The 22,161-nt window shown below is 40.5% G+C and carries 20 protein-coding genes and 1 pseudogene; 1 reads left to right on the top strand and 20 read right to left on the bottom strand.

The features are described from left to right. Positions 1 to 24 precede the first annotated feature (24 nt). The 7 genes from rseP to PCY16_RS03495 form a co-directional block, all read right to left on the bottom strand. Complete coding sequence (gene rseP, locus PCY16_RS03525) at positions 25 to 1,287, bottom strand: RIP metalloprotease RseP (protein WP_049553845.1); 1,263 nt, start codon at positions 1,285 to 1,287, stop codon at positions 25 to 27. A 16-nt stretch (positions 1,288 to 1,303) separates the two neighbouring features. After that, positions 1,304 to 2,098 (bottom strand): phosphatidate cytidylyltransferase, encoded by a 795-nt coding sequence (locus tag PCY16_RS03520; RefSeq protein WP_037598929.1) that lies wholly within the window; start codon positions 2,096 to 2,098, stop codon positions 1,304 to 1,306. Positions 2,099 to 2,110: 12 nt separating this feature from the next. Next, positions 2,111 to 2,860 (bottom strand): isoprenyl transferase, encoded by a 750-nt coding sequence (locus PCY16_RS03515; RefSeq protein ID WP_002886457.1) that lies wholly within the window; start codon positions 2,858 to 2,860, stop codon positions 2,111 to 2,113. A 128-nt stretch (positions 2,861 to 2,988) separates the two neighbouring features. Continuing rightward, positions 2,989 to 3,327: a preprotein translocase subunit YajC gene (locus tag PCY16_RS03510; protein WP_002886455.1), complete on the bottom strand. Its 339-nt coding sequence runs from the start codon at positions 3,325 to 3,327 to the stop codon at positions 2,989 to 2,991. A 125-nt stretch (positions 3,328 to 3,452) separates the two neighbouring features. Then, positions 3,453 to 4,169 carry a YebC/PmpR family DNA-binding transcriptional regulator gene (locus tag PCY16_RS03505; protein ID WP_002883635.1) on the bottom strand — a complete coding sequence of 239 codons (717 nt, stop codon included), beginning with the start codon at positions 4,167 to 4,169 and terminating at the stop codon, positions 3,453 to 3,455. Between the two features lie 155 nt (positions 4,170 to 4,324). After that, the gene (locus tag PCY16_RS03500) at positions 4,325 to 5,902 is read right to left on the bottom strand and encodes an ABC transporter ATP-binding protein (RefSeq protein WP_022496557.1); all 1,578 of its coding nucleotides are present in this window, start codon (positions 5,900 to 5,902) and stop codon (positions 4,325 to 4,327) included. Positions 5,903 to 6,055: 153 nt separating this feature from the next. After that, positions 6,056 to 6,928, bottom strand: a complete 873-nt coding sequence (locus tag PCY16_RS03495) for a helix-turn-helix domain-containing protein (protein ID WP_037600167.1) — start codon at positions 6,926 to 6,928, stop codon at positions 6,056 to 6,058. Between the two features lie 314 nt (positions 6,929 to 7,242). On the opposite strand from PCY16_RS03495, the pseudogene PCY16_RS03490 reads away from it, so the two are divergent. Beyond that, positions 7,243 to 8,492: pseudogene (locus PCY16_RS03490) on the top strand (ISL3 family transposase). Positions 8,493 to 8,631: 139 nt separating this feature from the next. Here the strand turns inward: PCY16_RS03490 and PCY16_RS03485 are convergent. The 13 genes from PCY16_RS03485 to PCY16_RS03425 all read right to left on the bottom strand — a co-directional run bounded on the left by PCY16_RS03485 (position 8,632) and on the right by PCY16_RS03425 (position 22,161). Then, complete coding sequence (locus tag PCY16_RS03485; protein ID WP_022496539.1) at positions 8,632 to 9,981, bottom strand: glucose-6-phosphate isomerase; 1,350 nt, start codon at positions 9,979 to 9,981, stop codon at positions 8,632 to 8,634. 103 nt (positions 9,982 to 10,084) lie between these two features. Continuing rightward, a complete protein-coding gene (locus PCY16_RS03480) occupies positions 10,085 to 10,900 on the bottom strand; it encodes an endonuclease/exonuclease/phosphatase family protein (RefSeq protein WP_037600399.1) in 816 nt (271 codons plus the stop codon). A gap of 97 nt (positions 10,901 to 10,997) precedes the next feature. Further along, positions 10,998 to 13,184 carry a PTS transporter subunit IIBC gene (locus PCY16_RS03475; protein WP_037600157.1) on the bottom strand — a complete coding sequence of 729 codons (2,187 nt, stop codon included), beginning with the start codon at positions 13,182 to 13,184 and terminating at the stop codon, positions 10,998 to 11,000. Positions 13,185 to 13,338: 154 nt separating this feature from the next. After that, the gene (locus PCY16_RS03470; RefSeq protein ID WP_037600155.1) at positions 13,339 to 14,277 is read right to left on the bottom strand and encodes an AEC family transporter; all 939 of its coding nucleotides are present in this window, start codon (positions 14,275 to 14,277) and stop codon (positions 13,339 to 13,341) included. A 163-nt stretch (positions 14,278 to 14,440) separates the two neighbouring features. Beyond that, the gene (locus PCY16_RS03465) at positions 14,441 to 15,253 is read right to left on the bottom strand and encodes a metal ABC transporter permease (protein WP_037598920.1); all 813 of its coding nucleotides are present in this window, start codon (positions 15,251 to 15,253) and stop codon (positions 14,441 to 14,443) included. Next, entirely contained in the window at positions 15,246 to 15,953 is a 708-nt protein-coding gene (locus tag PCY16_RS03460) for a metal ABC transporter ATP-binding protein (protein WP_014633656.1), read from the bottom strand. Before PCY16_RS03460 ends, PCY16_RS03465 begins: the two co-directional genes overlap by 8 nt. Position 15,954: 1 nt before the next feature. Then, positions 15,955 to 16,398, bottom strand: coding sequence for a zinc-dependent MarR family transcriptional regulator (locus PCY16_RS03455; protein WP_080611595.1), 444 nt, complete (start codon positions 16,396 to 16,398; stop codon positions 15,955 to 15,957). Between the two features lie 164 nt (positions 16,399 to 16,562). Beyond that, complete coding sequence (gene dusB, locus PCY16_RS03450; RefSeq protein WP_002883588.1) at positions 16,563 to 17,540, bottom strand: tRNA dihydrouridine synthase DusB; 978 nt, start codon at positions 17,538 to 17,540, stop codon at positions 16,563 to 16,565. Further along, positions 17,533 to 18,399 carry an Hsp33 family molecular chaperone HslO gene (gene hslO / locus PCY16_RS03445; RefSeq protein ID WP_037600144.1) on the bottom strand — a complete coding sequence of 289 codons (867 nt, stop codon included), beginning with the start codon at positions 18,397 to 18,399 and terminating at the stop codon, positions 17,533 to 17,535. Before hslO ends, dusB begins: the two co-directional genes overlap by 8 nt. A gap of 80 nt (positions 18,400 to 18,479) precedes the next feature. Continuing rightward, positions 18,480 to 18,839 carry a hypothetical protein gene (locus PCY16_RS03440; protein WP_013989977.1) on the bottom strand — a complete coding sequence of 120 codons (360 nt, stop codon included), beginning with the start codon at positions 18,837 to 18,839 and terminating at the stop codon, positions 18,480 to 18,482. Positions 18,840 to 19,012: 173 nt separating this feature from the next. Then, positions 19,013 to 20,431: a Fe-S cluster assembly protein SufB gene (gene sufB, locus PCY16_RS03435; protein ID WP_002883666.1), complete on the bottom strand. Its 1,419-nt coding sequence runs from the start codon at positions 20,429 to 20,431 to the stop codon at positions 19,013 to 19,015. A 79-nt stretch (positions 20,432 to 20,510) separates the two neighbouring features. Then, positions 20,511 to 20,942, bottom strand: a complete 432-nt coding sequence (gene sufU, locus PCY16_RS03430) for a Fe-S cluster assembly sulfur transfer protein SufU (protein ID WP_070576230.1) — start codon at positions 20,940 to 20,942, stop codon at positions 20,511 to 20,513. Then, on the bottom strand, positions 20,929 to 22,161 hold the full coding sequence (locus PCY16_RS03425) for a cysteine desulfurase (RefSeq protein ID WP_070576233.1): 1,233 nt from the start codon (positions 22,159 to 22,161) through the stop codon (positions 20,929 to 20,931). Before PCY16_RS03425 ends, sufU begins: the two co-directional genes overlap by 14 nt.

Here is a 22,161-nt window from a genome sequence, read left to right as displayed (position 1 = left end):
TTCCTTTCGTTTCTTTGTTTCTAATTAAAAGAAAGCACGCATAATATCATTCCAAGTGACTGCAATCATAAGAACAACCATGATAGCAACACCTGCAAGTGTAATATAGCTTTCAATTTCTTGATTAAGTGGTTTACGACGAATGGCTTCAATAATATTCATAACAATTTTTCCACCGTCAAGGGCTGGAATTGGGATAAGATTGAAAATTCCCAAGTTAATTGAGAGCATCCCCATAAGGTTAAGAATGGAAATCAAGCCACTTTCTGAAGCCTGGGCAGACATCTGGAACATGGCAACTGGTCCACCAAGTTTATTCAAACTAAAGTTGGTGATAAGCCCCTTGAGTGCCACGAGAATTTTGAAGGCCCCTTCCCAAGCCATTTGGAAACCACCAAAAATCTTATCTTTTAGACCTGTTTTTAAGGCAGGAGAAACACCCAAAAAGTAGCTACCTTGACTCTCCTTAGGTTTAACAGAGACCGTTTCTTCCTGACCGTTACTTCTCTTAACCGTCACAGAAAGGCTGTCACCTTTGGAGAATTTTTGAGTATTCTCTGTCAATGCTTCCTTCAAGCTGTCCCAATCAGTAACCTTGTCCTTATTGATGGCCTCGATGGCATCACCATTTTTCAAGCCTGCTACCTGAGCAGCACCACCATCAGCCACCTGAATACGGTTGGTTGATGTGTCTTGAACACCACCTTGAACAAAGGCTAAGATAATAAAGACAAGCACCCCAAGAATGAAGTTATTCATAGGACCAGCAAAGTTGGTAATTAAGCGTCCCCAAATGCTAGCATTTTGATATTGGACATCCTTAGGAGCGATACGAAGTTCTGTACCATCCTCCTCAACGATAGTGGCATCATGGTCAACCTCATAGGTCTTGCTCTCATCTAGGACTAGACCTGTAATGGTTAACTTATCTTCCAAATCATAGGCAGTGACGTTCATAGGTAAAGCCGTCTGGTCAACCTGGCGATCCGAAAGGTTGATACGTCTTACCTTACCATCTGATCCAATCGTTAGACTAGCAGGACTACCTGTTTTAATCTCAGTTGTATCTTCACCCCAACCAGCCATACGGACATAACCACCCAAAGGGAGGATACGGATAGTATAAACGGTACCATCCTTACCAGTGTGTGCAAAAATTTTCGGTCCCATACCAATGGCAAATTCACGAACCAAAATTCCTGAACGTTTGGCGAAAAAGAAATGACCAAACTCATGGAAAACGACAATCACACAGAAAATCAGTAAAAAGGTAATAATAGCTTTCATCTAGACACCCCCACTCTTAAAAAAGTCCTAGGAAGTGCATGATTGGGAAAACGAAAATCCAGCTGTCACAACGGTCCAAAATACCACCATGCCCAGGAATGAGATTGCCTGAGTCTTTAACGCCAAAGTGACGTTTAATAGCTGATTCAACCAAATCACCAAATTGACCAAAAATACTAAAGAGAATCGTACAGATAAGCAACCAGAAGAAGTTATGAGGGGCATAAACTCCGTGGTTAATCAACCCAAAGATAAGAGCCACAATGATTGCTGATAAGATACCACCGACACTACCTTCAATAGTCTTATTTGGTGATACTTTTGGCAATAACTTATTCTGACCAAATTGACGACCAAAGAGGTAAGCCCCAATATCCGTTGCCCAAACAATAAAAAGGGCAAAGAGAACCTTTTCCCAACTATCCAAACGTGCTGCAATGAGATTTTGTAAACCAAAACCAACATAAAAGGCAGATGCGATTGGATAAGCTGCATCATCAAAAGAATAGTGGTCGCTATTAAGGACAGTCCCTGCTAGAATCAAAAATGAAATAACAGCGAAACCTGTCACACTAGCATTTGTTGGAAGACTGATAAAATACCGATCAATCGGTACAGCCAAGATAAAAGCTGCCACCATTGATAAAATACCCTCGATAGAGAAAATCTCCAAGTGCTTCATGCGAAGCATCTCAGACACTGCAACCATGGCCATGGCTCCAACCAAAAGTTGGAAAGGAAGACCACCGATAAAGAGCAATGGGAGGAAAATGGCTGCTGCCACACCCCCACCAATTAAACGTTCTTGCATGAGAGGTCCTTTCTAGACACCACCGAAGCGACGGTGACGTTTATTGTAGTCAGAGATGGCTTGACGTAGCCCCTGCTGGTCAAAGTCTGGCCAGAAAACATCTGTGAAGTAAAACTCACTATAGGCAGATTGCCAAGGCAAGAAATTACTAAGACGAAGCTCGCCACTCGTACGGATAATCAAATCTGGATCACGGTAGAGGTAAGGCAATTTATCTGTCATCAAATGCTTAGCAATGAGATCTTCATCAATAGCTTCAGGACTGAGTTTGCCTGCTTCAACCTCTTTAGCAATCGCTTGAACTGCAGATACAATCTCCGCACGACCACCATAGTTCAGTGCAAAGTTGAGAACCAAACCGGAATTATGTTTTGTCTGCTCAACTGCCTTTTCAAGAGCATCTAAGGTTTCCTTAGGCAGACGACTGTTATCTCCGATTGTCAAAATACGAACATTGTTTTTGTCTAATTCTGGTACATACTTGTTAAAAAATTCAACTGGCAAATTCATGATGAATTTCACTTCATCTTGTGGGCGTGACCAGTTTTCAGTTGAGAAGGCATATACTGTCAATACCTTAACTCCAAGTTGTGACGCTTCGATAGTTACCTTTTGCAAGGCGTCCATCCCAGCCTTATGCCCCATCACACGTGGTTGTAGACGTTTTTTAGCCCAACGACCATTTCCATCCATAATAATACCGATATGGTTGGGAATATTGTCTAGAACCTCTTGATGAGATTTTTTTCTAAATTTAAACATGGTATATCCTCTAAATATAGTTTACCCTTTATTTTACCACATTTTCAGGGGTTCTGAACAGCTTTTAATACCGATAAGATTAGAAAACGCAAAAAGACCAGGATTTAACCTAGTCTCAAATACACATCTTACTTTTCATCAGCAGACTCAATTGCTGAATCTTCTTCGATAATTGTCTTTTTAGTTGTTTCTGCTGTTTCTGTAGTTGGTGCTGGTGTGATTACTTTCATGATTGAACGACTCAAATCAAAGGTCAAGAAAACACCTTCTGCATCCAAAACAATACGATTATTTTCTTTGTCAATCTCATCGACAATAGCAATCAAACCACCGATTGTTTCAACCTCAGCACCCTTAGCAAGACCTGCAAAACGATCTTCCTGTGCCTTTGCTTGGCGACGACGGCTGAAAGCCACATAAGCAACAATTGCGACCACATAAATGGCCAAAACTAGCATCATATTCATATTTCGTATTCCTCCAATAATTCACTTGGCTACTACTATATCAGATTAAGTCAGGACAAGCAAGACAAATCCTTAGACAGACCACATAAAAACACTTTCCTTACGATGGAAAGTGTTGAATGAGATTACATATCTGCTACGTTGTGATATACCTTTTGAACATCATCGTCTGCTTCAAGCGCATCAATAAGTCCTTCGAAAACTTCAAGGTCTTCACCTTCAAGAGTAACCTCAGTTTGTGGAATCATTTCAAGTTCAGTCACTTGGAACTCTTCTTGTCCGTTAGCACGGAGAGCTTCCAAAGCTTTGTGAAGATCTGTTGGCTCAGTATAAACAGTGATAGTACCATCTTCTGCTTCTACATCTTCAACTTCTACATCTGCTTCAAGCAATTGTTCAAAGATAGCATCTGCATCTTCACCTGCAAATACGATAACACCTTTTTTATCAAACATGTATGAAACAGAACCTGAAGCACCCATGTTACCACCGTTTTTACCAAAGGCAGTACGTACGTTAGCAGCTGTACGGTTAACGTTTGAAGTCAAAGTATCTACGATAATCATAGAACCATTTGGTCCAAAACCTTCATAACGTCCTTCAACGAAAGTTTCATCAGTGTTACCTTTAGCCTTATCAATGGCCTTATCAATAACGTGTTTTGGCACTTGCGCTTGTTTAGCACGCTCCAAAACAAATTTCAAAGCTGAGTTTGATTCTGGATCTGGTTCACCTTGTTTAGCAGCCACATAAATTTCGACACCAAACTTAGCGTAAACCTTAGAGTTTGCACCATCTTTAGCAGTTTTCTTAGCAACGATATTAGCCCATTTACGTCCCATGGGATTCACCTCTTCTAAGAGATTTGTATCTCTGATTTGTTTTTTCTTTTTTGAAAATAGCAAAGCTTGCTAAATTCACAATCCCTTACATTATAGCACTTTGACTGCCGTTAGTAAAATTGAAATAAATCCTAAGCATTTATCATATGAAACATTTACTCAGTCCCCTCTCCCAAACGAATAATCTTATCAAAATATGGTTCATTTCCCTTTATAAGATGGTGGGTAACCGTGATATAAGTGATATTAGGATCACTTAATAAAAGGTGCTCAATACGAGTAGCATTATTATGGTCAAGATTTGCAGTGGCTTCATCAAAAATCACAACAGAACTTCCTTTTAAAAACGCTCTTATCAGGCCTATTCTTTGTTTTTGACCCTCCGAAAAGCTACCGTCGCTTACTTGCTCATCTATACGACTTAAGAAAGATAAAAGATTAACTCTTTCAAGAACTTCCTTGATCTGCGTATCAGTAATAACTTCATTCCAAAGAGTTAGATTGTTCCTCAAGGTATCATTATAGATATGAGTTTGACTCCCAACATAGGCACATTTAGACACGATTGAGTTCTCATCAATCTCTTTTGACTCCAATTTTCCAAACAAGATTGTTCCCTCGTAATCTTTAAGATTGCCTAGGAATATATTAAGCAGGGTTGACTTCCCACTACCTGAGCATCCAGTAATAGCATACTTGCCTCCTTTTTTAAAGGTTTGGGTGAATCCCTCAAAAATAGCCTTCTCTCCAAAATGATAACTTACATTCTCAAAATGAACATCCTGAATTGTCGCTATACAAGTCTTTGGACCCTCTGGAAAATCGTGAAATTTTTTTAAGATAGGATTGACAGACTTAATGGTCACTTGCAGCTGATTAATGGTGGATAGAGAGTTAAAAATATTACCTGATATCTGTCCTACTGAGGTAATGGTTCCAACAGTAATATTTCCAAAAATAATTAACAAGCCAGTTAGAAGAAGTATCAACATCTGGGCGATAACTGAAAATAAAGCCATCAGCGTCTCAGTGCTAGTCTTTCTTTTTGTAAAAATAATTTTTTGTACAATATATTTCTCAACAATGGACCTCACTTGTCTAAGAAATATCTGTTTACGACTAGCGTAATAAACATCCGCATATCCATATAACTGATCGCTTATTCCAGAAACAAGCTCCTCATTCGCTTTGGAAAATATCTCCATTGATTTCTGCATTTTATTGGTAAATGGTTTGGGAAGATAAGTCAGACACAAAGTTAAAAAAATGGCTAGCAGAACAATCCTTACATCATAACTTAATAAGGCGATAATTGAAAACAAAGTGGTGAATACTGTTGAACAAAGAGTATAAATACTTGAAAAGCCATTTGATTCAATCAATTGGATATCATTATTTAATACTGAGAGATGCTCTCCAATATCACTCTTTCTAAATTCACTAAAAGAATGGTGAATAATTTTACTAAGATAAGACTGACGAATAGACAAAGTCATTTTTTGGATTAATTTTGTTTGATGTACCGCAATAATATAATTCAAAACTAAATAAATAATGTAAAGACCTACCTCTAGACCTAAGAGAGCTAAAAAAGATTGGATTCGCTTAGATACCAGCTGATTCGTCATTAAAGCTAAGGTTACCGAGGCACTCACGAAAATAGCAGCATTCAGTGCTAACAGTAGGATATGAACTAAATTGTCATACTTGTATTTAAGAATATAGGTTCTCATAGATTTCCTCACAATCTAAATCACCTTGGTATATAATCAGTTGGATAAATTGAAGACATTGGAATACCATATATCCATTGAAAATTAAAAACCATAGTGATGTCGTACTATGGTCTTAGTTTATTCTATTTTTTAACTCACTCTATAAAATTGTCATATAGTGGAATTTAACAACTCTTGATACTCTGATTCCTTAGCAAGCAATAACTTTTCCGCACCTAAAGTCCTAAGAGTTTCTAAACACCCCTCAATTAGATTTCTCCCTTCAGCAACTTCACCCGACTTTATCAAGTAAGACCCCATTACAAATATCAACTCATGTCTTTCATATAAGAGGACCTCAGGAATTCCACTATCATTGACTAAATCTAAATAGTATTTCGCTGAATCTAGTTCATCACGTCGTAAAAATTCATAAGCTGCATTAATAAGAAGACTAATTCGGATTCTTTGATTTGAGTCGCTATTTCCAAAAAGTCTAGTTCTATACACAATCTCCTTGGTCAAAACATTAAGTGTCTGGGTGGAAATAAACGACATACTATTTCCTAATATGATTAACTCTCTTTTTCCCCATTGTTCAATGCTAAAAAGATAGTCTGTTAATTCCCTTACCTTATTTTCATCAACCTCTTTATTTGAAACACTTGCCAAAAAAGATTCTAGCATAATACTGTTATAGAGAAATGATTTGTCTTGTGTGAGCTCAAATTTACGACGCTCTTCTCCAGCGTACTTCTGTAACGATAAACTATCGTTTTGATAATAAGCCTTACTAGCACTTTCTAATAACTTTTCAGTATGAGTCGGATTATCTTGAGATAAAATACCATAGAACTCTTCAATACTGACATCCAATTTATCTAACAAAAGAAAAAATCTAGATAATGAGATATCAGATTCTCCACGTTCAAATTTTGATAAGAAAGATACTGATAAATAATCACTAGCAAGTTCTTTCAATGTCAAATTCTTTGATAAACGAATTTTTTTCAACAAAGCACCCATTTCCACAGGTCCAATCATGATTCATCCTCCTATGCTTGAACTAATTATAGCAACAATCATCCCTAAATTAAAGAGCCACAAAACCCAACTAGCCCGTCCGAAACGTTTAGAATAAAAGTTCGTAAATTAAGCTACAAGAAATCATTAATGGAGAGTTTTAGCCTACAAATGGTTAAAAAAAGACCAGCCAAAGCTGATCTTATCTGATTACGGCTCTATAATTTCTGTAGTGGGTAAAACCACTATAGAGATTATAGAGCTTTTTGAGTATACACAAAAAGTCCCATAAGAACTATAATGAAAAGCGACGAAACTACCATTAGGAAGAACTTATGAGACCTATTAAGAATACCACAGAATTAATCGGAATTAAAGACCCTAACATCATTATTTCTCTTGTTTTTGAAACTGATACTCATATCGAAATTCATGCAAAACTGGATTACCCTGCACCACCATGCCCACATTGCCAAGGAAAGATGATTAAATATGACTTTCAAAGACCTTCTAAAATCCCTCTTCTAGAGCAAGCTGGAACTCCGACACTACTACGTCTGAAGAAACGTCGCTTCCAGTGTAAAAGTTGTAGGCGAGTCACGGTCGCTGAGACATCAATCGTTGAGAAAAATCACCAAATCTCAAACCTTGTCCGACAAAAGGTTGCTCAACTTCTAACTGAAAAGCTATCATTAACGGATATTGCCAGAAGACTTCGTGTATCGATATCCACTGTCTATCGTAAACTTGACCAGTTTACTTTCAAGGAGCATTATGACAAACTCCCAGCTGTTATGTCCTGGGATGAGCTTGGGTTCAAGAAAGGTGAACTCGCTTTTGTGGCGCAAGACTATGAGACCAACAAACTCATAACTATCCTCGATAATCGCCGTCAAACCACTATTCGAAACTACTTTTTGAAGTATCCGTTGAAAGCTCGCCAAAAGGTACAGTTTATCACGATAGATATGTCAGGAACTTATATGCCACTAGCTCGAAGACTTTTCCCTAACGCCAAAATTGTTCTTGATCGATTTCACATTATCCAGTACCTTGGACGTGCCTTTTTAAAGACAAGAATTGCGATTATGAACCAGTTCGATAAGAAGTCACTACCTTATCGAGCCTTGAAAAATCACTGGCGACTTTTTCAAAAGGACAGTCGTAAGCTATCTTGTAACTCATTTCACTCGAAGACATTTTGTCAAACCTTAAGCCCACATGAAGTCATTGAGAAGACATTGGTCTTTTCAGAAGAGCTCACCGACTACTATACTCTTTATCAGCTTTTGCTTTTTCACTTTCAGGAGAAGAGAGTAGATGAGTTCTTTGAGCTGATAGAGGAAAATAGAAGCAAGGTCAATCACTATTTTCAAACGGTCTTTAGGACTTTTCTTAGACACAAGCAATACATCCAAAATGCACTAGAAACAGACTATTCAAACGCAAAACTGGAAGCTACTAACAAGTTGATTAAAGACATCAAACGGTTGGGCTTCGGTTTTAGAAACTTCATCAACTTTAAGAAACGTATCTTCATCACTCTAAACATAAAAAAAGAGAAGACCTATCTGGTCCTCTCTAGATGTTAGCTTTTCGCCACCCACTACAGTTGACAAAGAGCCAAAATTAATAAACTAATTAAGAGGCTTGTACTAAAAAATCCACTAGAAATGAACTTGTGGATCTTTTTATATTCTAAATGAACTCAAAGCATATGAGAATCAAAGACGTGCATTCAACTCAGCACCAAGCTCTTCAAAGCCTGGTTTACCAAGCAAGGCAAACATATTCTTCTTGTATGCTTCCACACCTGGTTGGTCAAATGGATTGATACCATTCAGGTAGCCAGAAAGAGCAATAGCTAACTCAAAGAAGTAAATAGTATAGCCCAAAGTGAACTCATCTTGCTCAGGCAGGGTCACAAACATATTTGGCACTCCGCCGTCTGTATGAGCTAACAGCACTCCATCTGTTGCTTTCTTATTGACAAAGTCAACATCTTTTCCTTGCAGATAGCCAAGGCCATCCAAGTCTTCTGCTAATTCAGGAATCAACACATTTTTGCGAGGCTTATCTACACGAATAACTGTTTCAAAGAGGATACGAGTTCCTTCTTGAATAAATTGCCCCAAAGAGTGCAGGTCTGTTGAGAAGTTCGCTGAAGTTGGGTAAATACCTTTTTGGTCTTTACCTTCTGACTCACCAGCCAATTGCTTCCACCATTCTGAGAAGTATTGCAATGATGGTTCGTAGTTAGCTAGAACTTCTGTCAGATAACCTTTACGGTACAAGATATTGCGTACAACTGCATATTGATATGCTTCATTTTCAGCCAACTTATCAGAAGCATAAGCCTTGCGAGCAGCATTTGCTCCTTCCATCAACTTGCTGATATCAGCCCCTGCAGCTGCGATTGGCAAGAGTCCCACTGCTGTCAATACTGTAAAACGACCACCAACACTATCAGGCACTACAAAAGTATCCCAGCCATTAGCATCTGCTTCAACCTTAACTGCACCTTTAGCGCGGTCTGTAGTTGCATAAATCCGTTTATTTGCTTCTTCCTGACCATACTTCTTAACCAAGAGTTCTTTGAAGACACGGAAAGCAATAGCAGGCTCTGTAGTTGTTCCTGACTTAGAAATAACGTTGACAGAGAAATCTTTGTCTGATACATAGTCTACCAAATCAGCCAAATAGCTTGATGAGATAGAGTTTCCAGCATAGAGGATTTGAGGTGCCTTACGTTCTTCCTTGCTTTGTAGATTTACAAAAGAATTATTCAAGAAATCAATCGCTGCACGTGCCCCTAAATAAGATCCTCCAATACCGATGACGATTAACACTTCACTATCAGATTGGATTTTAGCAGCCGCCTTTTGAATACGAGCAAATTCATCTTTATCATATTCTTCAGGCAGATTCAACCAGCCTGTCATTTCTGCTCCGGGACCTGTTCCGTTTCGTAGAGCATTATCTGCTGCTGTAACTTGTGCTTGCATGTATTCCACTTCATGTGGTGCAACAAATTTGTCTAATACTTTTGAATAATCAAATGTAATATGAGCCATTAGTTTCTCCTTTAAAAAAATCAATTCTACCCTTTATTCTACTCTTTTATTTATCTTTTGACAATACTTTTTACCCTTATTAGGTCAAGATAGGCTACAGTTACTATCTAAATGCAAGGTCTGCTTCAAGGCCATAGTGATCACTTACTAGAGGTTGATTGTTTCCATCAAAAATGACACTAAGGCGATTTACTGTCCACTCTTGGCTTGCAAAGACATAATCGATACGTAAAGGCTCTTCATTGCCCTTCCAGCCATCGATACCAGGTCCAACTGTATAGCTACCAGTTGTTTCTTTAGCTACTTCAAAACTATCTTGAAGATTGAGTGGGCTAGCCAAAATGGCTTGATAACCTTCGCGACCTGCTGGGTTGTTAAAGTCACCTGCTAGGATGAGTGGTTTTCCAATAGCTTTGAAACGTTCCTCAATACGTACCCACTCTTCTTGGAAACCTTTGTCCCACCATGAAAGGTGAACACTAGCAACAGCCACTTCTCGGCCATCTACAGTGGTTTCAGCAACTGCTACACGGCGTGTATGGTAGTCAGTTGGATCATCAACATCTGAAACCAAGATTTCGCTAGCTGTCAATGGTTGACGTGACAAGACGGCAACCCCTTCATTAAGGTGATCATAACCAATGTGATTATAAGCCCAAGTCCAATGGTATTGAAGACCTTCTTCAGCCAACTTTTCCACAAGAAGACGGACAAAGTGATCTTGGTGGATTGGTGTTGCTGATGGAAGTGCATGATAGTAATCATCCGTGTCTACAACAGAAGTCTCTATTTCTTGGTTAACTTCTTGGAAGCAAATAATATCATACTGAGCTTTAAGAATCTGTTCCTTTAAGGTTTGGAATTTCCCTTCTGCATCTTCTTCCATCCAACTGTGGGTATTTAAAGTTAGAAATTTCATAAGTTTATCCCTCTTCTGACTTGCATCTAGAAATGACATAGGGTCATTTACAAACAAAACAGCCCAAGGGCTGTCTGCTTGTTTATCGTTTAGCAAATTAAAGTTCTACTTTTGCAACTGGAGCGTTAGCAGCCAATTTACCTGTATGTTCTACTTTAACTGATTTGATTGCATCTACATTTGTAAAGACAACAACTGTAGATGTTTCACGACCTGCTTCACGGATAGCATCAAGGTTCGCTTCAACCAAGAGATCACCTGCAGCAACTGTTTGACCTTCAGTAACTTTAACGTCGAATGGTTTACCTTCAAGACTAACAGTGTCAAGTCCGATGTGAACCAAAACTTCAAGACCATTGTCTGTTACCAAACCAAGAGCGTGTTTAGTTGGGAAGATGCTTGTCACTTTACCAGCTACTGGTGAAACGATTTTACCGTTTTCTGGTTCTACAGCGAAACCGTCACCCATCATTTTTTGTGAGAATACTGGGTCTTTAACATCTTCGATGTTGATAACTTGACCATCAGCAACTGAATGTACTTCGTCAGTCACACCTTTGAAGGTAGCTTCTGCTTTTTGAACAGCAGTCATTTGACTTGGAAGTGTTTCAGGAATAACTTCACCTGAATCAAGAACGTCTTGAATATCAGATTTCAATACGTCTGCTTTAGGACCATAGATAGCTTGAACCCCTTGTCCTTTCATGACAAGACCCATAGCTCCTTCAGCTTTCCATTGTTCTTCAGTTCCGACTTTATCAGCATCTTTAACAGTAACACGGAGACGAGTCATACATGCGTCAACGTCGACGATGTTAGCACGTCCACCAAGAAGGTTGATGATGTTGATAACTTGTGAGCTTGCTGAGCTTGTTCCAGCACTTGCTGATCCAGCAGATTCTGATGGAGCATCATCACCTTGCTCATAGTTACCGTTACGTCCTGGTGTAGCGTAGTCAAATTTCTTAATCATGAAGTTCGCGATGAAGAACATGATAACACCAAAGAGTACAGTTACCCAAATGAAGTTAACGATATCCATCGCCAAACCAGCGTTAATAGCAAGTGGTGTACGTGTCAAGAACTCGATAGAACCGAATGAGTGAACACGAAGGTTAACGATATCAGCCATGGCAAAGGCACATCCTTGTACCAAAGCATAAACGATGTAAAGTGGAGTAGCCACGAACATGAACATGTACTCGATTGGCTCTGTTACCCCTGTCAAGAATGTTGCAAGTGCAGTTGCAGTCAACATCCCTTTGTATTGATGTTTTTTATCATCATCGACGTTACGGTAGATGGCTACGACGATACCCATCAAGATACCGAATGAACCGATCATTTGACCAACTTTAAAGCGGGCTGGTGTAACAGATTCAAGAAGGTGTTTGTATTGTTCTGGGTGTGCACCTTTAAGGTTTGCAAGGTCAGTAACCCAAGCAAGCCAGAGTGGGTCTTGACCCAATACTTCAGTACCTTTAGCGGCACCAGTCAATACGTGGTAAGTACCACCCAATTGAGTGTAGTTAATTGGGATAGTCAACATGTGGTGGAGACCAAATGGCAAGAGAAGACGTTCCAAAGTACCGAACAAGAACGGTGCCAAGATTGGAGCAGTTTCTTTTGAGTTGGCAATCCACATACCGAAGCCGTTGATTCCTGATTGGATAACTGGCCATACGATAGCAAGGACGATAGCTGCGATAGCTGAACGAAGAATAACTACGAATGGTACGAAGCGTTTACCATTGAAGAATGACAAAGCTTCTGGCAATTTACGGAAGTTATAGTATTTGTTGAAGGCAGTAGCTCCGATGAAACCAGAGATGATACCTACGAACACACCCATGTTGAGGGCTGGAGCTTCCAAAACACTGATGAAGTAATCAGATACCTTGATTGATTGACCAAAAATGGTGTGGACTGTAGCAGCCTTATCAGCAAGAATATCTGAAGTAACACCAAAGATTGAACCAGTCAAACGGTTAATCAAGATAAAGGCAAGACCTGCCGCAAAGGCACCGCCTGCACGTTCCTTAGCCCAGCTACCACCAATGGCAAGGGCGAACAAGATGTGAAGGTTACCGATAACCCCCCAACCAATCTGCTCAAGAAATCCACCAGTAATAACGAGTGGTGCCATGTTTGGATTAATCATGGCAATCGTTTTACCGATAGAAATCATGAGACCTGCTGCTGGCATAACCGCGATAACAACCATGAGGGCTTTACCGAATTTTTGCCAGAACTCAAAGCCAAATTTTTCTTTTAGCTTATTCATTTCATTTCCTCCTACGTTTTGATGCAAACGTTTGCATAACTTATGTAATTATTATAGCATCTTTTTACAATTTGTAAAGCGTTTTCGTAAACTTTTTTTGAATTTTTTTACAAATTTAAAAAACCCCAGAAAAACCGGGGTTACTTGATTATTTTTAAGCCATAAGGACCATCAAAATTGGAATTACAATCATGGTAGCAAGGGTAGTCTCAGTAACCATGACAGCAGCGTAATCACTATCAGCCCCATATAGTTTAGCAACGACTGGAGCATTGGTCATGACAGGCATAGCCGACTGGATGATAAAAACTTGCTTCATCAAAGTTGGGAGGGGCGCCCAATATACGATGGTAGCCATTAAGAGAGGAGCAACCACAAAGCGTCCCAGCAAAATCAGTAACTGGTCCTTTTTAAGAACCAACTGCTTGACACCTGCATTGGATACTGACAAACCGATGAAAATCATAGATAAAGGAGTCGTCAAACTACCTAAATACTGCAAGTCACTGGCTAAAAAGCTTGGTAATTTAATATGGAGGATAACAATAAGAAGGCCTAACATGAAGCCCATTAGAGGGGGGGAAAAGATTTTTTTCAGACTTGTTCTTAAATCAAATTCAGCGTCTCCTTCCCCATCACGTTGGATGAGGTAGGTCCCCAAGGTCCAGAAAAAGGTCGTATTGCACATATAATAGATAAGAACATAGGGGATACTAGCGTCGCCAAAGAGGGCTTGATTGATAGGGAGCCCCACAAAAATGGTATTCGAATTAAAAAACATGGAAATAAAGAGACCACGACGCTCCTTTTTCACTGCAAAAATTCTAGCCACCGCTGTCGCAATCCCGAGTAAAATCACCATAGAAAGTGTAGGAAAACGCAATTCCGGCAACATTTTAAGTAGGTCTGCCGCTGTGAAACGCTGTGTAATCGTATAGAGCATATAACAAGGAAGGGCAATTTGAGTGACTAGCTTAGCTATAAGACCACGTGACTTGTCGTCAAACCAGCCTTTTTCACCCATTACGAATCCCACTAAAATCATACCCAAAATGACTAGGATTCCCGATATACTCGTTAGAAAGATTTCCATGTTTTCTCCTTTTTTGTTACTATTACAAATGATAGTGGATACCAGAGAAATATAATCATCATTTCTGCCTAGAAAGCTACCATTCTTATTTTAACTTCTCTCAAAAACCACTTTAGTATATCACAAAAAGAGCTTGATTTCTCAAGCCCTTTTCTTCTATTATCTATTCTGCTTTTAAGAGAGGTTCAAAGATTGATACCAGACCAAAGAAGGCGATAAAAATAAGGGTAATAGTGGCACTAGCTGGTGTTTCCCAATAATAGGAAATAAAAATACCAGAGAGCATGCCAACCAAACCAATACCAATAGCCCAGAAAATGACAGATTTAAAGGTTTGACCTATTTTCATACCAATAGCTGCTGGAAGAATCATGATGGTGGAAACCAAAAGTGACCCTGCTGCTGGAATCATCAGGGCAATCGCTATCCCTGTCACAATATTGAAGAGGAGAGACATGAGACGAACTGGCAAGCCATCCACATGAGCGGTGTCCTCGTCAAAGGTTAAAAGATACATAGGACGAATAAAGAGTAAGGTCAAGACCAGTACAATAGCCGCAATAACAAAGAGGGCATAGACCTGTTCAGAGCTAATGGTGATGATAGAACCAAAAAGATAGCTATCCAGACTCATGCTACTGCTACCCGCCTTGTTACTAAGAATAAGAGCCACTGCCAATCCCATTGACATGAGGATAGCCGTTGAAATCTCCATATAATGCTTGTAACTGACCCTGAGATATTCCAAAACCAAAGCGGCAATAACCACAACCACAAGAGTCATCCAAGTGGTTGATTGTCCCAAGAAAATCCCAACAGCCACCCCAGCTAGGGACACGTGACTCAAGGTATCGCTCATCAGACTCTGACGACGAAGAATTAAGAAGAGCCCCAAAATCGGAGAAAATATACTGATAGCAATCACGGCGAGAATAGCACGTTGCATAAAATCATAGGCTAATAATTCACTAATCATGTCTGTGCTCCTCTCCATCCTTTTCATGAACATTGAAACAACGCCAAGGCAATTTCTGATTACGAACCAGATGAATATTACGGTCTGTGTACTCTTTGACTTCCTCTGGGTCGTGGGTAATCATCAAGACCGACTTGCCATGCTTGTGAGCCGAGTGGTGCATGAGTTCATAGAAAGTATTAGCTGTCCCTGCATCCATACCCGTCGTTGGCTCATCCAAGACAAAAATATCTGGATCTGAGGCAAAAATACGAGCAATAACAGCACGTTGCTTCTGGCCACCTGAGAGACGCCCAATTTGCTTGTGACGATTTTCCCACATACCTACAGACTCAAGGGCACGTTGAACGTGTTCCAAGTCGTGCTTCGTCAAACGACGAAACCACCCCTTACGAGGATAACGGCCAGACTTCACAAACTCGTAGACCGTGCTCGGAAAACCTGCATTAAAGCTGGCAATTTGCTGGGGAAGATAGGCCATACGAAGCTTTTTACCATCTTTATTGGTTTCAGAGATGGTTACAGTTCCCTTCTTAGGCTTGAGAATTCCGAGGGTAGCCTTGATAAGCGTTGACTTGGCCGCTCCATTTTCCCCAGTCAGGGTTACAAACTCCCCAGAATCCAAATGATAGTGAATATTGTCCAGAACGGGCTCCGCATCATACTGGAAGCTCAGTCCTTCAACTGTAATATAGCGCATCTTATTCCTCGATTTTTTCTGCTAATGTTGTCAAGAAACGTCCAATAACCTGACGCTCTTGATTATCAAACTGATCCAATACAGACCGATAAACCCCCAAGGTCTCTTGGTGGTGTTCCTCATGCTCCTGAGCAATGGGGTGAGCCTCTTGTGTCAAGACAAAGTAGGTCACGCGCCCATCATCCTTGTCTTTCTTAGCCTCCAACATACCCTCTTTGACCAAGGTTTTAACAGCCTTGGTAACAGCAGCCTGACTGACATTTAAGGTCTTTGCCAACTCCGAATTGGTCTTGCGACCCTCAGCCAAAAGCATGAGAATATGTTCCTGAGTATTAGTCAATTTGACTTGACTACGGCACTGACCAATAAGGAGCTCATGCTGATTTTCAGACTTGAGCACGATTTGATTAATCAATTGATTGACTTGTTCTTCTAGTTCTAGCATTGCTTTCTCCATTTACTTAACCAGTTAATTATATCGAAAACACTGAGATTTTGCAAGGGAGGACAAAGAAAAAGATTGGTGATGGGCTATCATCACTATCAAGGAAGAATAAAGGTAAAATAAAAACCTAACCAAGCTGGTTAAGTTTTCATCATATTATAGATTTATCGCAAAGTTGCAAATATTTCTTCGACCTGAGCAACAGACTCGGCACGTGAGACTTCGCCACGAACCTTAGCTGCTCCTGCTGTTCCACGAAGATAGTGTGGTGCCAGACCACGGAATTCACGAACAGCAATCTTTTCACCTTTAAGGTCCACCAAACGTTTGAGGTGGTCTTCAGCGATGTCCAGCTTCTTATCAAATGGAAGCTCTGGCAATTCCTCTCCCGTTTCGAAGAAGTGATTGATTTGCGTGAAGATGTATGGGTTGTTCATAGCTGCACGCCCCACCATAACCGCATCTACACCAAGTTCTTCAATCATGAGTTTAGCGTCTTGAACGCTACGAACATCACCATTTCCGATAAATGGAATCTTAGTAATAGCTTTAGCAACACGAGCCAGCGTCTCATGGTCACAGTGACCAGTATACATTTGTTCACGGGTACGACCGTGCATAGCAAGAGCAGAAACACCTGCAGACTCAGCTGCAAGAGCGTTTTCCACAGCCAAATCACTGTCTGACCAACCCGTACGCATCTTAACAGTCAAAGGAATATCAAGTACTGACGTTACTTCCTTGACAATGTGGTAAATCTTATCTGGATCCTTGAGCCACTTGGCACCAGCTTCATTTTTGACTACCTTATTGACCGGACAACCCATGTTGATATCAACGATATCAGCCTTCGTATTGGTCTGGATAAAGTCGGCTGCTCGCTTCAAGCCTTCAGCATCACCACCGAAAAGCTGGATAGACATTGGATGTTCATTCTCATCGATGTGAAGCATGTGAAGAGTTTTCTCATTATTGTAGAGGAGACCTTTTTCAGAAATCATCTCCATCACCACAAGACCAGCACCAAACTCTTTTGCAATGGTACGAAAGGCAGAGTTGGTCACGCCTGCCATAGGAGCTAGGACTGTTCGGTGAGGGATCTCTACATTTCCAATCATGAAGGACGAATTAAGTTTAGTCATTGATGAGTTCCTCCAAGTCAGCTTCTGAAAATTCATACTTGTTTTGGCAGAATTGGCAGATGATTTCAGCACCGTGATCTTCATCTTTAATAGCTTGAAGTTCATCCTTACCAAGCGTCAAGAGGGCATTTTCAAAGCGTTCACGTGAGCAATCACAGTCAAAACTCAGCTCCTCTTCAGACAAACGTTTGAAAGGCTCATCCCCATAAATAGCATTCAAGAGAGCTTCGATATGGTCATCAGACTCCAAAAGCGTTGAAATGGCTGGCATCTCTTGGATGCGTTTTTCGTAACGAGCGACTTCTTCCTCGCTAGCCCCTGGCAAGACCTGAAGCATGAAACCACCAGCAACCTTAACCTTATCCTCTTCGTCAAGAAGTACATTAAGACCAACAGCAGATGGTGTTTGCTCAGATTCTGTCAAATAGTAGGCAAAGTCTTCACCGATTTCACCAGAAATAAGTGGTGTTGATGACGTGTAAGGATTACCAGTTCCATAATCGATGATTGAGACAAACTGCCCTTGACCCATGAAAGGACCCACCAAAACTTCACCAGTCGCTGTTTTCTTGATGTCCACACCTGGATTTTGGATGTAGCCCTTAACATGTCCTTTGGTATCAGCTACAGAGATGATATGACCAAAAGAGCTGTTTCCGATAACCTTAACTGTAATTTTGCTTTCACCCTTTTGGTTAGCAGCCAAGATTTGATTGGCAATAAGAGTACGCCCCAAAGCAACTGTTGATGATGATAATGTATTGTGTTTTTCTTGTGCGGTTCTAACTGTTTCAGTGCTATCAAGAACATAAGCACGGAAAGAACCTGATTCTGAAATTGTTTTAATTAATTTATCCATAGTGTCTCTATTATAACACAAAAAAGAGGGTGGAAAAGTCGTAAACGCTTGGCGTTTCCTCTCCCACTCTCTCTAGCAAATTACCATGAAAACTCGGACAGTTTAGCTTTCCAGTCCATTATTTGGCGATTATCAAGCTGATGTTTTTCTTTTATTAATGGCGGCAAATTCTCCAAATACTCAATATAGATGCTGACAAGGAGATTATAGTCATTAGTCGTCAAACGTTTGAGTTGACTATGAATGAAGGCTGTCGCCTGATCATACTTTTCGTGAATTAACAAATCATCAATGTAGTCATTTCCATCAACAGTGTGCCCTTGCTCATCTTCCACCTGACCTAAATCAATATCCAGAGTCTCAAATTTAAAAGCCTTGCTGACGACATTAGCTGTCCCTCGAATCTGATTGAGTAGCCAGTCACTGTTATATACTCCCATATTAGTCACCTCCATTACTTGCTGTTCAAATCTATTATATCTTTTTAAATATCAGTTGTAAACGCTTTCCAAACATTGCAATTGCGCTTCGCTAACATTAAGCTAGAGCTCATTTCCTCATTTTTCAACCAAAACAAAAAGGACCATCCGGTCCCTTTAGATTATCAGAGTTCTTACCCAACTGATCCTTCCATTTCATAACTAATTAAGCGGTTAAGTTCAACAGCATATTCCATTGGAAGTTCTTTGGTAAATGGTTCCACAAATCCCATGACAATCATTTCAGTTGCTTCTTGTTCTGAAAGTCCGCGGCTCATGAGGTAGTAGAGCTGTTCTTCAGAAATCTTAGAAACTTTAGCTTCATGTTCAAGCGCAACTTGTGAATTGTGGATTTCGTTGAATGGGATAGTGTCTGATTTAGACAAGTCATCCATCAAGATGGTATCACATTCGATGTGAGATACCGATTTCTTAGAATCCTTGTTGAAGGTTACTTGTCCACGATAGTCAACCTTACCACCATTACGAGCGATTGATTTAGAAACAATAGATGATGATGTATGCGGTGCATTGTGAATCATCTTAGCCCCTGTATCTTGGTGTTGACCAGCATTGGCAAAGGCAATTGAAAGCATAGTACCACGTGCACCTTCGCCATCAAGGTAAACAGAAGGGTACTTCATGGTTACTTCAGCACCCAGGTTACCATCAATCCACTCAACAGTTGCGTTTTTCTTAGCCGTAGCACGTTTAGTTACCAAGTTGTAGACGCTATCTGACCAGTTTTGGATAGTTGAGTAGCGCATGTAGGCACCATCAAGTGCAAAGATTTCAACGATAGCCGCATGAAGGCTGGCAGTTGTGTAAGTTGGCGCTGTACATCCTTCAACATAGTGAACGCTGGCACCTTCATCAACGATGATAAGAGTACGTTCAAACTGAGCAGTTGCTTCGTTATTGATACGGAAGTAGGTTTGAAGCGGAATATCCACCTTAACGCCTTTAGGTACATAGATAAAGGTACCACCTGACCAGAAGGCTGAGTTAAGGGCTGCAAATTTATTATCTGTTGGCGGAACCAGTTTTGAGAAGTACTTCTTGAAGAGTTCTGGATGCTCTTTAAGAGCTGAATCCGTATCTGTAAAGATAATCCCCAACTTGTCGTACTCTTCTTTCATATTGTGGTAAACCACTTCTGATTCATACTGAGCTGAGGCTCCAGCAAGATAAGCACGCTCTGCTTCTGGGATACCAATACGTTCAAAAGTTTCCTTAATTTTCTCAGGAACATCTTCCCAGTCACGAGCAGGTTTGTCTGATGCCTTTTGGAAATAAGTCAGGTCATCAAAGTTAATACCAGAAAGGTCTGGTCCCCACTCTTGCATGGCCATTTTGTTAAAGGTTTCCAATGATTTCAAGCGGAATTCAAGCATCCACTCAGGCTCCCCTTTTTCAGCAGACATGGCACGGACCACGTCTTCACTGATCCCTTTTCCTGTTGAAAAGACTGGCGTCACATCATCATGGAAACCGTATTTATATTCCCCAAGATCAATGGGTTTTGGTTCTACTTTTTCATTTGTTTCAGTCATAGTATTTTCCTTTATTAAAGGTTTGATTATTTTTCTTTATTTAAGACTTGAGCAAGGAGGATAATTGCTCCATTGCTTCCTAGAGCTCACTTCTCTCTATAGCCTTTTTAAGGGCATTCCAAGAGAGTGTTGCACATTTGATACGTTGTGGAAATTTAGAAACCCCCGCCAAGAGCTTAGCCTCACCTAGCTTATCTTCATCTTCATGATTTCCTTGAATCATAAGAGAGAAAATCTCCGCTAGTTCCAAAGCCTCTGCCTTAGTTTTACCAATAACCGCATCCGTCATCATACTTGATGACGCTGTAGAAATGGTACAACCATCTCCAGCAAAGGCAATGTCTTCAATCACGTCACCATCAAATTTTACTGACAGATTGATAACATCTCCACAAGTCGGATTATTCAGTTGAAGTTGCTCCACATCAGGTAGAACACCATGATGGTGAGGGCTCTTAGAGTGATCGGCCACAACAGCCATATATAAACTATCTAGTCTAGAGAGTGCCATTGAAAAACTCCTTCGTCGCAAGAATTGCCTCTACAAGCTTGTCACAATCCTCTTTAGTATTGTAAATATAGAAGCTTGCTCGGGCAGCTGATGAGATACCTATATGATTGATTAAAGGCTGAGCACAGTGGTGACCTGCACGCACTGCTACTCCTTCATAGTCAAGGGCAGTCGCCACATCATGAGGATGAAGCCCATCAATGTTAAAGGCAATAACACCTGCGTGCTGGCTAGGATTATCTGGACCGTAGACTGTCAATCCCTCAATCTCATGAAGTTTAGGCAAAACATAGTCTACTAACTCCTGCTCGTAAGCATGAACATTTTCCATACCTAAAGCAGAGAGGTAGTCCACAGCAGCACCAAGAGCAATAGCCCCCGCAATGTTAGGTGTACCAGCCTCAAATTTCCAGGGCAATTCCTTCCAAGTGGCTTCCTGTTCATAAACGAAATCAATCATTTCACCACCAAATTCAATAGGATTCATCTGGTTAAGAATCTCTTCCTTGCCGTAAAGAACCCCAATCCCTGTTGGACCTAACATCTTATGTCCAGAAAGGGTGAAGAAATCACAATCCAAATCCTGAACATCAGTAGCCATGTGAGGCGCCGATTGGGCACCGTCCACCACCATATAGGCACCAACTTGGTGGGCGAGCTTGGCAATTTCTTTGACAGGATTGATGCAACCTAAAACGTTAGAAACCTGAGCTAGACTGACAAATTTTGTCTTTTCAGTAATCTTGTTGGCCAAATCTTCCATATCCAATTGGCCATCTTTCAAGTAGGCGTAAACAAGTTTAGCCCCCGTCTTCTTACAAGCTTCCTGCCAAGGAATGATATTCGAGTGGTGTTCCATAATTGAAATAATCACCTCATCTCCTGGCTCAAGAACCTGCTCTGCAAAACGACCAATCCAGTTAAGACCTGTCGTCGTTCCACGGGTAAAAAGGACCTCTTTGGTTGATTTAGCATTGATAAATTGACGAAGCTTTTCACGACTAGCTTCGTAAGTAGCTGTTGCACGCTCAGCCAAGGTATGTACACCACGGTGAACATTGGCATTGTCCTCATGATAGTAAGCCATGAGAGCGTCCAAAACGACTTGAGGCTTCTGGGTCGTTGCTGCATTATCCAAGTATACCAAAGGTTCATCATTAACTACCTGATCTAAAATGGCAAAATCTTGTCGAATCTTATAGGCATCTAAAGCTGACAT

The organism is Streptococcus sp. SS4 (assembly GCF_030440125.1).
GTDB lineage: Bacteria > Bacillota > Bacilli > Lactobacillales > Streptococcaceae > Streptococcus.
The sequence above is the reverse complement of the archived record's forward strand: the minus strand, read 5'-3'. Positions and strand labels throughout refer to the sequence as shown.

Excerpts from the sequence above, each read along its gene's own strand:
- PCY16_RS03500 (WP_022496557.1), bottom strand. The coding sequence starts at position 5,902 with ATGAGAACCTATATTCTTAAATACAAGTATGACAATTTAGTTCATATC.
- hslO (WP_037600144.1), bottom strand. The coding sequence starts at position 18,399 with ATGGATAAATTAATTAAAACAATTTCAGAATCAGGTTCTTTCCGTGCT.
- PCY16_RS03485 (WP_022496539.1), bottom strand. The coding sequence starts at position 9,981 with ATGGCTCATATTACATTTGATTATTCAAAAGTATTAGACAAATTTGTT.
- PCY16_RS03440 (WP_013989977.1), bottom strand. The coding sequence starts at position 18,839 with ATGGGAGTATATAACAGTGACTGGCTACTCAATCAGATTCGAGGGACA.
- dusB (WP_002883588.1), bottom strand. The coding sequence starts at position 17,540 with ATGACTAAACTTAATTCGTCCTTCATGATTGGAAATGTAGAGATCCCT.
- PCY16_RS03425 (WP_070576233.1), bottom strand. The coding sequence starts at position 22,161 with ATGTCAGCTTTAGATGCCTATAAGATTCGACAAGATTTTGCCATTTTA.
- sufB (WP_002883666.1), bottom strand. The coding sequence starts at position 20,431 with ATGACTGAAACAAATGAAAAAGTAGAACCAAAACCCATTGATCTTGGG.
- PCY16_RS03455 (WP_080611595.1), bottom strand. The coding sequence starts at position 16,398 with ATGCTAGAACTAGAAGAACAAGTCAATCAATTGATTAATCAAATCGTG.
- PCY16_RS03480 (WP_037600399.1), bottom strand. The coding sequence starts at position 10,900 with ATGAAATTTCTAACTTTAAATACCCACAGTTGGATGGAAGAAGATGCA.
- PCY16_RS03505 (WP_002883635.1), bottom strand. The coding sequence starts at position 4,169 with ATGGGACGTAAATGGGCTAATATCGTTGCTAAGAAAACTGCTAAAGAT.
- PCY16_RS03520 (WP_037598929.1), bottom strand. The coding sequence starts at position 2,098 with ATGCAAGAACGTTTAATTGGTGGGGGTGTGGCAGCAGCCATTTTCCTC.
- PCY16_RS03470 (WP_037600155.1), bottom strand. The coding sequence starts at position 14,277 with ATGGAAATCTTTCTAACGAGTATATCGGGAATCCTAGTCATTTTGGGT.
- PCY16_RS03495 (WP_037600167.1), bottom strand. The coding sequence starts at position 6,928 with ATGATTGGACCTGTGGAAATGGGTGCTTTGTTGAAAAAAATTCGTTTA.
- PCY16_RS03460 (WP_014633656.1), bottom strand. The coding sequence starts at position 15,953 with ATGCGCTATATTACAGTTGAAGGACTGAGCTTCCAGTATGATGCGGAG.
- PCY16_RS03510 (WP_002886455.1), bottom strand. The coding sequence starts at position 3,327 with ATGAATATGATGCTAGTTTTGGCCATTTATGTGGTCGCAATTGTTGCT.
- rseP (WP_049553845.1), bottom strand. The coding sequence starts at position 1,287 with ATGAAAGCTATTATTACCTTTTTACTGATTTTCTGTGTGATTGTCGTT.
- sufU (WP_070576230.1), bottom strand. The coding sequence starts at position 20,942 with ATGGCACTCTCTAGACTAGATAGTTTATATATGGCTGTTGTGGCCGAT.
- PCY16_RS03465 (WP_037598920.1), bottom strand. The coding sequence starts at position 15,253 with ATGATTAGTGAATTATTAGCCTATGATTTTATGCAACGTGCTATTCTC.
- PCY16_RS03475 (WP_037600157.1), bottom strand. The coding sequence starts at position 13,184 with ATGAATAAGCTAAAAGAAAAATTTGGCTTTGAGTTCTGGCAAAAATTC.
- PCY16_RS03515 (WP_002886457.1), bottom strand. The coding sequence starts at position 2,860 with ATGTTTAAATTTAGAAAAAAATCTCATCAAGAGGTTCTAGACAATATT.